This window comes from Pseudoduganella namucuonensis, from assembly GCF_900116645.1.
GTDB classification, from domain to species: Bacteria; Pseudomonadota; Gammaproteobacteria; order Burkholderiales; family Burkholderiaceae_D; genus Rugamonas; species Rugamonas namucuonensis.
Genome location: NZ_FPBO01000001.1, coordinates 489150 through 501006, shown reverse-complemented (window position 1 = coordinate 501006; position 11857 = coordinate 489150). Strand labels below are relative to the sequence as shown.

Sequence of the window (11857 nt, the reverse complement as noted above, 5' to 3'; positions counted from 1 at the left end):
CGCTTCGCGGCCAAGGACAAGAAGCCCAGCGGCCAGCACGCCTTCGACAAGGCCTGCGCGGCCATCGCTGTCGAGCACCGCCTGGCGCCGCCGCGTCATCCACAAACCAATGGCATGGTGGAGCGGTTTAATGGCCGGATTAACGAACTGCTGCGGCAGACTCGTTTCGATAGCAGGGCCGATCTGGAGACGACTTTGCTGAACTACCTCAAGCTCTACAACCACCATATTCCACAACGCGCCATCGGCACCAGGACACCGATCCAAGCGCTCAAGGAATGGCAGCGGCAGAAGCCCGAATTATTCGTTAAACGTGTTTATGATCAAACGGGACTCGACAATTAGCATTGGAGTCGACTTGGGTGCAGTCTTTACCTTCACGCCGAAGAGCCACGTACAAGTGAGTCAGATGCGCTGCCAGCTGGGCAAACATTGCCTCGGCCCGGTAACCTGCATCGGCCAGGATAACCTTTGGCACTTGGTCGGTCATGGCTTCGACAGCAGCGAGCATCGGACCGAGGTTGCCGGCATCGGATCCGCAATTGGTCAGTTCGGCCGCGACGATGATCTGGGCGTGTACATCGACGGCCGTCTGGCCGTTGTAGCACTGGTCTAAGCCGCCGCCGGCGCGCTTCATGATGCGACTGTCCGGGTCGGTGAAGTTCTCCTGCGCCGAGTCCTCCGGCACGCCGAAGGCGCGCTTGTAGCGGTTGCCGTTCTTGTTCTTCGGCTTGCCATCCTTGTCTCGGGGTATGCGCTCGTCATCGTCACTGCGTCCCTTGGCAAGGTCGGCCTCGCGCTGACGCGCTTCGAGCCGTTCCCGCGCCGCCAGGATCACTTTGAGCCGCTCTTCGCGCCGTTCGATCTCGGCCGGCAGATCCAGTTCTGATTCATCCCGTTCGGCAACATCGGTCTGCCGGGCACGTTCCCATCAACTGCGCAATCTGCTCCTTCAACTCTGCTTCGGTATCGACCATGCGTCGATAACTCATGGCCTTGCGCCGCGATGCCGACGCTTTGACCTTGGTGCCGTCGACCGCCACCGTCCCAAGCTTGACCAGGCCGTACTCGCGCGCCAGCTTCACAACCTGGACAAATAGGGCCGACAGCTCATCCAAATGCAACGCGCGAAAATCGCAGATCGTCCTGTGCTTGGGGAAGTTACCTGCGCCGAGCACCCGGAACGCGACGTCCTCGTGCAACTTGCGCGCGATCTTCCTGGAAGAGAACACGCCACTCGCGTATGCATACAACAACACCTTGACCATCATCGAAGGATGAAACGGCTGATTGCGAGGACCACCGCCCGCGTAACGCGTATGGAATGCGCTCAGGTCGAGCACATTGACGGTATCGTTGATGAAATACGCGAGATGCCCTTCAGGTAACCATTCTTGCAGCGCGGGCGGCAGCAAAAACTGATGCAGCGGATCATAGGGAAGGTAACTGGTCGCCATCCCTTGATTTTAATCCGGGCAGCCCGTCAGTTCCAGCCTCTGCCGCGCAGACTCCTAGCGCCGTCGATCCCTGCTTCCCTGTATAGGAAGTGGAAATACTGGCATACGTATTGGCGCTGAATGCCAAGCGCTTCTGCGTATAGAAAAGCGGCATATCCGTCTGCCCCCGCTTCAATGTCGCAAGATAGACCGCCAGTTCCTTTTGCAACCGCTCGTTTTAAAATACGTCCGCGCCCTGCTTCCTTTTTTCTGTTCCGGCAGCAATCAGATTTCCGGCCTAACACGGCCATCTTCCGACAGCATGTCTTTGACCAGCAGTGCAGGAACTTCGCCTACGCGCATCCCCGCGAAGCGGTCATCAAAAGCATTGCTCGATTTCTCGCAGCATGCCGTTTAATTGCAATGAAGGCAAGGATGCGCTTAAGTTCTTTTTCGGTGAGTGTTTTCGCCTGTGCCATATAAAAAACCAAAGGATTTAACGCATCCAAAGATGTAACCTTTGGTTTAAAAAGTCAACTGAAATTCAGGTTTTCAAAAACACCTTTATTTTCAAATTATTAGCTAAAAATATAATAATTTCGATACTTCACCACATTAATAATACAGTTGATAATTAATAATAATAAAAGTCAACTATTAGCGCATCTCATGTTTGCATGTGCGTCCCTTCTGTCGCCTCCGCTCCTACGCCGTAGGAAGCAGCAACTCGTTTTCGTGGCGCAGAAGGCGACTTTCATCAAGAGATCACACTGCAAGTTGCAGAGATAACGAAAATATGACGTAGTCAGGTAGCTAGACGGGCGACGCAAGCCGATTCCTCTGCTACACTTGACATATCATCCCGACTGTCCTCATCGACAACTGGCTTCTTGGTCGCGAAGCTACGATTGCTCGCAGATCAATGGCTTACGGAGTACAAATGCAAATTCCAATTAGTAAAAATCCCATTTACAACACGCAAATTAATCCTGTGTACAACACACAAATCAATCCGCGACACAACACGAAATTGAACCCGATATACAATGCGCAAATCAATCCCGCATTTAACGCAAGCTTAAACCCCTTATTAAACTCATCAATAAACCCAAAGCTCAACTCATTCATTAATCCTTTATTCAACTCTCAAATAAATCCATTGTTGAATTACGCGATTAATCCAGTAGCAAATTCCTCAATTAACCCAAAAGTTAATCCAAATGCCAACGTGACGTTCTTTTTTAATCAACAGAACTTATGTTGGGGATTTGGTGTTTGGACATCAAATGGCGGATTTGCCATTTTCAACCCAGATAGCGCATATATCGCTTTTGGAACACCTTCCCCAGAAAACTCATTATCACTATACGACACAAATAACAACTGGGTGGGGTACTTGATTCGCAACAACCAAGGAGGCTTTCTTCACTTTGACCAGAACTCAAATTGGATTGGTTTTACCAGCTAACGATAGAAATGGATAAATCGAATGATTAACAAGTGGACAATTTCCAATTTCAAATCTATTCAACAAGAAACCGCCTTAGAATTTTCCCCACTCACCCTCTTTGTAGGTCAAAATAGCTCTGGGAAAAGCACATTAATTCAGAGCATTCTGATGACTGCTCAGACTTTGCAGAATAATGTCACAACACGCAGTGTTGTCTTGAACGGGAAAATTGTTAAATTAGGAGCCTTCTCCGATATCCATTCAAATGATGCAAAAAGCGATGCCATCTCAATTTCATTTGAATTAAAGAGATCTGAATATCAAAGTGAATGGACCAGTTTAGCAAGTAGGATTCGATATTATTCCGCAGAATATCACGATGTATTTGGTTCAGTCCACTGTTCCTACAAGTTCTCTGCTGGAGGGGATCTGACGGAGGACAGAAGCCTTCAATTGCAACCCAGATTGGAAAGCGGAGGTATAGGATATAGCTCCAGCGCAAACGACATCGTTTCGAACTTAGAGTACAAGCGTATTGATGGAACGCCCGCCTCTTTGTTGCAAAAGATTGATGTAAGTGCAATTGATGCACGTATCCCAACACCTGATGTACTTTCTTACCAAATCACATCGAAAGTGAAACAGGCGTACCGTAGTAACGTGGTTGGATTCAATGATCTTACTAAACCAGCAGGTATATCGTTTCGACATTTTTTACCAACTAATATAGCTCTTTCTTACGACGCTCTAGAGGTAGAAGTCGCTTTTGCATATGATTTTTTAGCATTTGGTACATCGCGCTACGATCACATCAGTCAAATCAGCAAATCCGATTTCAATCCTCTTACCATCTCTGATGTTGAAAAATATTTCACTGAGGCGTGTATTAATGCCTTGCCGGTTGGGAGCTCAGAACTATCAATTTCCAGATTGAATCGAGCAATTCAAGAATTAAAATTAAACTTCCATCAAAGAAGTATGAATTTAGTCCATGCCCATTTGACTCTGGAAGGACGAAAAAAACTACCATCATTACTGGGAGAGAAGGAAGAGGATATTAAGCGTTTACTTCGCTCCGAGCGGAAGCCTAGGAATGAAATTTCCATGTTTGCTCTTGCAAGTCCGATTAGTTACGCAACAGACTATTTGACAAATTTTTTTGTTGAAAATGTCAAATATCTTGGCCCTCTCCGAGATGAACCGAAATCAATTTACCCTTTACTTGGATATAACGACCCAACGGACGTTGGTTATCGCGGGGAATTCACTGCGGCCGTCTTAGATAATAATAAAAATACCTATGTAAACTACGTGCCTAGCTCTGGCTTCCCATTTTCCACGCAGGACAAAATACGTACTGGCAGCACGACCCTTTACACTGCGGTTAGCGATTGGCTCGATTATTTAGGCATCGCAAGTAAAGTTGAAACGGAAGACAAGGGAAAGTTTGGCCATGAAATGACAATTAAAACCCAGTCAAGTCATAGTGAAAAGCTTCATGATTTAACTCATGTTGGTGTGGGTGTCAGTCAGGCATTACCTATTGTTGTTCTATCCCTGCTAGCTGACAGTGGCTCTACTTTGATCTTTGAGCAACCAGAGTTGCACTTACATCCAAAAGTACAAACACGCTTAGCTGACTTCTTCATGTCGTTAGTTTTTTCTGGGAAGCAATGCATTGTTGAAACTCATAGCGAATATCTTATTTCGAGGTTGCGCTACTTATCTGCGATGGCTGAAAATGTTGAGCTATCAAAGCAAATAAAGATATATTTCGTAAACAAACCGAAAAATCAATCTATTTATACCCCGGTTACAATATCGGAAACTGGAGTAATTAAGAATTGGCCGGAAGGGTTCTTTGACGAAACTGAAAAAAACTCAGCATCCATTATTCAAGCACAGCTTGATAGAGCGAAATCAAAAAAGAAGCTCCAACGACCTGGTGAACAACAATGAGCAACATGATCGTCGACGCTCCACTATTGGCCTGCCCAAATCCTGCAAACTATAGCCAAGAAGATTTTCAAAATACTTTTAAAGAATACTTACAGAGACTTGTCGACATTTCAAATGTAAAGACAAATTTTAAATCAGTGAGTTTTTGGATTGATAGGGAACTTTCAAATGTTCTAGGAGGGGAAGATTGTTATCCTTTTCATCATTCATTAAAGTCAGCATTTTCCGTACTTTACGATGGCGTGGAATTCCAGCTTTCCGATATCAATACCATACTGATGTCAATATTGGGCAACAGCCTTTTCTTAGATGATGAAGGCGAGATCGAAGATGTTCTTCTTTCTGAATGCACTATAAAACAGGATGTTATCGAGAATAGGAACGAAAAATTCACAGAGCATGTTTGTCGGCAATTTTACTTTGCATTACAAACATTGGGCGACGGAAAAAAATTTAATGCCAACACTTTCCTAGCATCCAAAGTCTCAAAGGAAAGAATTACGAATTTGGAGTTAAATTACAAAGTTGATGCAGTTCAATACAGGACGGATGAGGTTGAAAATTTCGAACATTCGCCTCTTGTATACGCGAAACTAGAGAATTTCCTAGATACTCCTACTTTTTCTTAAAGAGTCTGATTTAATAGCGTGGTGGATATTGGAACGAGACCATGCCGCCATGGACTGCTGCTGTGCTGGTGTAGCAAGACTCGAATATGAGCCACTTACGTGTATATCTTCTATTCAATCTAAGTTTTGTTTTGGCCAGAGATTTTTAAACACGGCAAGAGCACACGGGTTTATGCACGATCTGTCCAAGGTTGGTAGGCTTGTTGAAGCCTGTATTGATTTAGTATTGGGTAGAAATCTGGACCAAGCTCATCCCCTCCGCACAAGTAAGGCCGGCAACGCACCTCAAGTTTGTCGAGGGGAATGGAAAGCTTGGCGCCACGATGTGGATTATGAATATCACCTACACTATTGGAAAAAGGGCCCTTATATCGAATTTTCCAAGATTGGTACCCACGAAGATTTCACAATATATTGATTCGCCGGATCGCTCTAAACGAGCCGATTTACTTATAGCCACTGAAGTGGCTCTTTTCTATTAATCTATAGTTATTTTTTATAATATTTCTGCACCATCCTTTCCGTGAACAACTACTAAGGATGGCAAATATGTCCCTGCTGAACAGCTTGAAAATCGTTACCGCAAAATGCCCTGCCCCTGTATCGCCAATCGCACGTCGCCGTGGCATGCTGATCACCAAACTGAACGAGCAGGTCGCTTACGCCGAAGCCCAGCAAGACGGGGGCGTGTACGGTAAGCCGCAGTTCCAAGACAGGAATTCATCAACCCGGTTGACGGAATGATCGGCGATCGTCAGAGCGCTTCGCATTCCTCTTGCCGGGCCGCGGCCGGCAATGCCGCCCCCGGCTTGGCCGGCGTCGCCGGCCTGACAACGGCGCCGCCGCCCGCCAGCTTGAAGACCCTGATCACCCGCGACAAATTGTCGGCCTGCTCCTGCATGCTCTGCGCGACGGCGGCGTCTTCCTCCACCAGCGCCGCGTTTTGCTGCGTGACCGCGTCCATCTCCTTGACGGCGCGGTTGATCCGCGCCAGGCCCGCCGCCTGCGCCTCGCCGCCGGCGGCGATTTCGCCGATTATGCCGCTGACGTGCTGGACGCTCGCGACGATGTTGCTCATCGTCGCGCCGGCCTGGTCGACCAGCAGCGCGCCGGCCTCGCCCCTGTCCACCGCGTCGCCGGTGAAGGCCTTGATTTCCCTGGCGGCGCTGGCCGAGCGCTGCGCCAGATGGCGCTCCTCGCCGGCCACGACGGCGAAGCCGCGCCCCTGCTCGCCGGCGCGGGCCGCCTCCACCGCCGCGTTCAAAGCTCCTGCCTGCCGCTGGCGATCTGCATCGACGCGGTGACCACGGTGTCGGTGCCGGTGCGCACCTCGCTGACGATCTTGCACAGGCCGCCGTTCATGTCCTTCAGCGCCTGCAGCAGCCGTCCCGTCTCGTCGCGCGAGCGGACCTCGATCGCCGACGTCAGGTCGCCATCGGCCACGCGCCGCGCCACCGTCAGCGCATACGCGACGGGGACGGTGATGCCGAGCGTCAGATAACGCGCGAACACTCCGCCCAGCAGCACAAACGAGACGATCAGCGACACCATCAGCGCCTTGCTGCTGGCGACCACCTGGTCCGCCTCGTCGCTCAAGGCGTTCACCGTTTGTTTTTGATGGTTCAAAAATTCCAGCTGGGCTTGCGTGTAGGCGTCGGACAGGGCCGGTGCTGGCCGTGGCGTCGGCGGCGAAGAAATCGGCCAGGCCCGGGTCGCCGCTCTTGACGATGGCCAGCGAGCGCTTGAGGCCGACAAAGGTGAGGTGATACCACTCCTCCGTCATGCGCTCCTTGGCCAGCGGCTCCTGCATCATCTTCCGACGGCGGGCCCCGGCGCGGGGCATTAGTAGCGGAACAGCGCCGTCACGCTCAGCTGGCGGTCGTTGGTCCACAAGCTCTGCGGCCGGGTGGCGCCGCCGAAGTTGGCGCGGCGCACGGTGCGCAACAAATTGCCGCCCTCGACCGACACCGTCAAGCCGGGATGGACCTTGTAGCCGAAGGAAGCGTCCAGCCAGCCATAGCCGTCGGTGTACACCGGCAGCGCGCCCAGGCCGACGACGCTGGTGATGCCGCTCAGGAAGCGGCCGCGCCAGTTGTAGGCCAGCCTGGCCGAGCACGGGCCGCGTTCGTAAATGCCGACCAGGTTGGCGCTATGGCGGGACAAATTGGTCAGCGGCACGTCGGCCCCCAGCAGGCTGCTGGGCGTGGCGCTGTCGACGAAGGTGTAGTTGGCCTGCAGACCCAGCCCGCCCAGCCAGCCCGGCAGAAAATCGTACTGTTGCTGGTAGCCCAGTTCCGCCCCCTTGATGAGGGCGCGCGCGCTGTTGTACGGCCGGCTGACCTGGTAAAGCGCGCCGTCATGCGTCTCCGGCCGGCTGGCGTTGCCGATGAAGCCGGCCACCCGCTTGTGGAACACGGTCAGCGTGGCCGAGGCGGCCGGGCCGAGATAGCGTTCCAGCGCGAGGTCCAGATTGTCGGCGCGGATCGGCTGCAGCGCGGGGTTGCCGGCACTGCCGCTGTTGGCGCTCGGCGTGATGCTGTTGGGCACCAGCGTCAGCGACGGCGACAGCTGGTTGAAATCGGGCCGGGTCACGGACTTCGAAGCGGCGCCGCGCAGGTACAGCTCCGGCGCCAGCCGATAGCGCAGGTTCAGGCTGGGCAGGTAGTCGTGGTAGGCGTGGTCGATGGCGATCGGGACGATGGCGCCGCTCGACGGCAGCGACTGGCTGCCGTCCACCGCTTCGCGCGTGCGCACCAGGCGCAGGCCGGCGTCGCCGTCCAGCGGCAGCGCGCCGCCGTTGAAGCGCGCTTGCACATAGGCGGCGTCGGTCCGCTCGCGTATGCGCCACACGCCCAGCGCGCCGCCGGCCACCGGCAGCGGCGCGGTCAAGCCCACCAGGGCGCGCAGGGCGGCCGCGTCGCGCGCCAGCCCCAGGTCGCCGACCAGGTAGTTGCTGACGCCCTGCCCGCCATCCGGGAAGTAGCGCGCGAACGGATACGCGGCCGCCAGCCCCGGCAGCGAGGACAGCGGCGGCCCGCCCGGCACCGGCGCATCGCCGAACACCGTGCCGGGCGCGTTGCCGGCCGCGCGGCGGCCCGTGCGCACCCCGGCCGACAAGCTCTCGATCCAGCCGTCCAGGCGGTAGCTGGCGTCGAGCCGCAGCGCGTTCAGCTTGCCGTCGTAGGGACGGTAGCGATACGCGATGCTGGCCACCCGAAGCTGGTCCGCATCGAGCAACTCATTGCCCGGCAGCGTGACGGCCGGTTGCGGGCCGGACAGGTCGGTGCGCAGCGTGGCCGCCTTGCCGGTCAGCGTGGGGCCGGCGAAGTACAGGGCGTTGTGGCCGCCGCTGTGGCTCAGGTCGGCCTTCAGCCGCAGCGCGCCGCTTTGCCAGGCGCCGCCCAGCGCCAGCCCATGATTGCGGTCCACCGTGTCGCGCGCGAAACTGAGGATGCTGGCCGGCGCGCCCGTCCAACTGATGCCGCTGACGTCGGCGGTGCCGGGAAACAGCGTCACGCTGCCGGGCACGAAGGCCGGCGCGCTGTCGAGGGTGATCTGGTAGGAGTCCTGGCGCGTGAGGAAGCGCTCGTAGCGGCCCTCGGCGTACAGTTCCACGCCGGGCGTAGGGCGCCACTGCAACATGGCGGAGGCTGCGTCGCGCTCGCGCCGGCCGGCGCTGGCCGACTCGGTGGTGCCGCTGGCGACCGCCACCCGCCGGCCCGGCACCAGGTCGCCGCGCAGCACCGGCGCGCCGAAGCTGTTCTGGTCCTCGCGCCAGGCGCGCCGCTGGTGCGCCAGGTTCAGCAGCGCGCCGAACTCGGCGCCGTCCGCGCCGCGCCAACGGTCGCTGGCCAGCAGCGACCACTGCGGCTGCGCGTGCCCCGCCAAGCCGCCACGCACCAGGCGCGCGGTGCCGGCCAGCCGGGGCCCGGCGAAATCGAAGGGGCGCCGGGTGCGCAGGTCGATGGCGCCGCCCAGGCCGCCTTCGATCTGCTCGGCCGTGCCGCTCTTGTAGACGTCGATGCCGGCCACCATCTCGGCCGGCACGTCGGCGAAGTCGAGGTTGCGGCCGGCACCGGCGGTGAACACCTCGCGGCCGTTGAGCGTGGTTTCCATCTGCGTCAGGCCGCGGATCGCGACAGTGCCGCCCTCGCCCCGGTCGCGCGCGATCTGCACCCCGGTCACCCGCTGCAGGGCGTCGGTCACGCTGAAGTCGGGCAAGGCCTGGATGGTGTCGGCCGCCACCGAGTCCACGATGGCGAGCCGGTCGCGTTTGATCCACTGCGCCGCCGCCAGGCCGGCGCGCTTGCCTTCGACCACCACCACCGGCGGGCTTTCCTGCGCGGCGGCGGCGGCGCACGCCAGCGCCAGCCATCCGAGGTGGCGCCGCTTGTTGTCAGCTGATTTGCCAGCTGATTTGCCAAGTGATTTGTCAGGTGATTTCATTGTGGGTCGGTTCCATGGTCAGTCGATTTCAAACAGGCTGGGTTTGGGCGGCAGCGGCAGCGTCGCGGCGATGCGCGTGCGGCCGCCAGGCCGGCTGTCCACCGTGACTTGTCCATCCAGGCTCAGCACCCGCTCGCGCATGCCCAGCAGGCCGAAGGAATGCGGCGGCACCCGCGCCGGGTCGAAGCCGCGGCCGTCGTCGTCCACCTGCACCGCGCACTGGCGCGCCGCGCAGCGCAGCGTGACGACAGCCTCGCTGGCGCCGGCGTGGCGCGCGATATTGGTCAGCGATTCCTGCACGATGCGGAACACCGCGATGGCTTGCTCCTCGTTCAGTTCCTCCTCCTCGAGCGCCAGGGTCAGGCGGCAGTCGATGCCGCTGTGCTTCTGGAACTCGTCCACCAGCCATTCCAGCGCCGAACCGATGCCCAAGTCCAGCACCGTCGGCCGCAGCGTGGTGGCCACGTTGCGCACCACGCCGATGGCGCGGTCGACCAGCTCCGTCATGTTGCGCACCTGTTCGTTCAAGCCGGGCACCTCGGCGCCGAAGCGCACCCGCAGCAGCGCCGCCTGCATGCGCAGCGCGGTCAGCGCCTGTCCCAGCTCGTCGTGCAGTTCGCGGGCGATGCGCCGCCGCTCTTCCTCGCGCGCGCCTTCCCGGTGCGCGCCCAGTTCGCGCAGCTCGGCGGTGCGCGCCGCCACCTGCCGCTCCAGGTCGTCGCGGTATTGCCGCAGCGCCCGTTCGGCCTCGCGCCGTTCCCGGTTCTCGGCCAGCAGCAGCGCGTTCTGGCTGGCCAGCCTGGCCTGCATCGCGGCCAGGCGCAAGTGGGTGGTCACCCGCGCCAGCACCTCCTCGGCCTGCAGCGGCTTGGTCACGTAGTCGACCGCGCCGGCGCGGAAGCCGGCCACCTTGTCGGCCGTGCCGCCGAGCGCGGTCATGAAGATCACCGGCACGGCGGCGGCCGGCCCGCCGCCGTCCTTCAGGCGGCGGCACACCTCGAAGCCGTCGATGCCGGGCAACATCACGTCCAGCAGGATCAGGTCGGGCGGCGCGAAGGCCACCCGGCGCAGCGCCTCGTCGCCGCTCTGCGCCACCGCCAGCCGCAGGCCGTGCCGCTCCAGCATGGACACCGCCAGCGCCAGGTTGGCCGGCGCGTCGTCGACGATCAGGATGGTGCGGCCGCGCAGGTCGGGCGACATGGTCATGGTTCCCTCCAGCTTGCCGGTCAGGGCGCGCTACAAGCCCCGGCCCATCCCATGGTCGATGCCATAGCGCAGCATGTCCGCGTTGCTCTGGAATCCCATCTTCTGCATCAGCCGCGCCTTGTGGGTGCTGACGGTCTTGTTGCTGATCGCCAGCTCGTCGGCGATCTGGTTCACCGTCTTGCCGCCGACAAACAGCCGGAAAATGCTCAATTCGCGGTTCGACAACTGCTCGTGGGCCGGCGCGCCGCGCCCGGCGTCGCCGTCGAACACCAGCAGTTCGGCCACGCCGGGATCGAGGTAGCGGCCGCCCGCGGCCACCTTGCGCACCGCCAGCAGCAGCGTTTCGGGGTCGCCGTCCTTGCTCATGTAGCCGTTGGCGCCGGCCTTCAGCGCGCGGCGCACCACCAGCGCCTCGTTGTGCATGCTCAGCACCAGGATGGGTAGCGCGGGGGCGTGGGCCCGGATGCGGGCGATCAGCTCGACGCCGCTGGCGCCGGGCATGGACAGGTCGAGCAGCACCAGGTCGCAGGGCGTGGCGCGCAGGCTCTCCATCACCTGTCCGCCATTGGTGGCTTGGGCCACCACCGTCACGTCGCCGGCCAGGCCGAACAACTGCAGCAGGCCGCCGCGCACGATGGCGTGGTCGTCGGCGATCAAAATTCGAATCATGAAGGGAACGGCTTTCCGGAAAAAATCCAATGAACTGTGGGTATCATGCTACCAGACAACAG

The 11857-nt window shown here is 57.8% G+C and carries 10 protein-coding genes and 1 pseudogene; 5 read left to right on the top strand and 6 right to left on the bottom strand.

The features are described 5' to 3' along the window. The coding region (locus BM436_RS02160) for an integrase core domain-containing protein (RefSeq protein ID WP_143132901.1) at window positions 1-345 on the top strand (345 nt) is incomplete at its 5' end. A gap of 4 nt (window positions 346-349) precedes the next feature. Here BM436_RS02160 and BM436_RS37675 read toward each other — a convergent pair. Further along, window positions 350-1457: pseudogene (locus tag BM436_RS37675) on the bottom strand (IS1182 family transposase); the annotation flags it as partial. 919 nt (window positions 1458-2376) lie between these two features. On the opposite strand from BM436_RS37675, the gene BM436_RS35925 reads away from it, so the two are divergent. From BM436_RS35925 to BM436_RS35910, 4 genes are all read left to right on the top strand, one after another. Continuing rightward, a complete protein-coding gene (locus tag BM436_RS35925; protein ID WP_143132899.1) occupies window positions 2377-2904 on the top strand; it encodes a hypothetical protein in 528 nt (175 codons plus the stop codon). A gap of 21 nt (window positions 2905-2925) precedes the next feature. Continuing rightward, entirely contained in the window at window positions 2926-4845 is a 1920-nt protein-coding gene (locus BM436_RS35920; RefSeq protein ID WP_143132897.1) for an AAA family ATPase, read from the top strand. Next, window positions 4842-5474, top strand: coding sequence for a hypothetical protein (locus BM436_RS35915; RefSeq protein ID WP_143132895.1), 633 nt, complete (start codon window positions 4842-4844; stop codon window positions 5472-5474). Before BM436_RS35920 ends, BM436_RS35915 begins: the two co-directional genes overlap by 4 nt. A gap of 549 nt (window positions 5475-6023) precedes the next feature. Continuing rightward, window positions 6024-6218, top strand: coding sequence for a hypothetical protein (locus tag BM436_RS35910; RefSeq protein ID WP_143132893.1), 195 nt, complete (start codon window positions 6024-6026; stop codon window positions 6216-6218). 10 nt (window positions 6219-6228) lie between these two features. Here the strand turns inward: BM436_RS35910 and BM436_RS37670 are convergent, their stop codons facing one another. The 5 genes from BM436_RS37670 to BM436_RS02120 form a co-directional block, all read right to left on the bottom strand. Beyond that, on the bottom strand, window positions 6229-6738 hold the full coding sequence (locus BM436_RS37670) for a methyl-accepting chemotaxis protein (protein ID WP_229488781.1): 510 nt from the start codon (window positions 6736-6738) through the stop codon (window positions 6229-6231). Further along, window positions 6735-7100, bottom strand: coding sequence for a HAMP domain-containing protein (locus tag BM436_RS37665; RefSeq protein ID WP_229488774.1), 366 nt, complete (start codon window positions 7098-7100; stop codon window positions 6735-6737). The genes BM436_RS37670 and BM436_RS37665 overlap by 4 nt, the downstream gene beginning before the upstream one ends. Before the next feature lie 216 nt (window positions 7101-7316). Next, the gene (locus BM436_RS02130; protein ID WP_093552950.1) at window positions 7317-9920 is read right to left on the bottom strand and encodes a TonB-dependent receptor; all 2604 of its coding nucleotides are present in this window, start codon (window positions 9918-9920) and stop codon (window positions 7317-7319) included. An 18-nt stretch (window positions 9921-9938) separates the two neighbouring features. Further along, entirely contained in the window at window positions 9939-11126 is a 1188-nt protein-coding gene (locus BM436_RS02125) for an ATP-binding response regulator (RefSeq protein ID WP_093552948.1), read from the bottom strand. A 30-nt stretch (window positions 11127-11156) separates the two neighbouring features. Beyond that, window positions 11157-11795: a response regulator transcription factor gene (locus BM436_RS02120; RefSeq protein WP_093552946.1), complete on the bottom strand. Its 639-nt coding sequence runs from the start codon at window positions 11793-11795 to the stop codon at window positions 11157-11159. Between the last annotated feature and the right edge of the window lie 62 nt (window positions 11796-11857).

What these genes read in the sequence shown, in the direction of transcription:
- BM436_RS35925 (WP_143132899.1), top strand. Translation starts at nt 2,377, where the DNA reads ATGCAAATTCCAATTAGTAAAAATCCCATTTACAACACGCAAATTAAT.
- BM436_RS35920 (WP_143132897.1), top strand. Translation starts at nt 2,926, where the DNA reads ATGATTAACAAGTGGACAATTTCCAATTTCAAATCTATTCAACAAGAA.
- BM436_RS35915 (WP_143132895.1), top strand. Translation starts at nt 4,842, where the DNA reads ATGAGCAACATGATCGTCGACGCTCCACTATTGGCCTGCCCAAATCCT.
- BM436_RS35910 (WP_143132893.1), top strand. Translation starts at nt 6,024, where the DNA reads ATGTCCCTGCTGAACAGCTTGAAAATCGTTACCGCAAAATGCCCTGCC.
- BM436_RS02130 (WP_093552950.1), bottom strand. Translation starts at nt 9,920, where the DNA reads ATGAAATCACCTGACAAATCACTTGGCAAATCAGCTGGCAAATCAGCT.
- BM436_RS02125 (WP_093552948.1), bottom strand. Translation starts at nt 11,126, where the DNA reads ATGACCATGTCGCCCGACCTGCGCGGCCGCACCATCCTGATCGTCGAC.
- BM436_RS02120 (WP_093552946.1), bottom strand. Translation starts at nt 11,795, where the DNA reads ATGATTCGAATTTTGATCGCCGACGACCACGCCATCGTGCGCGGCGGC.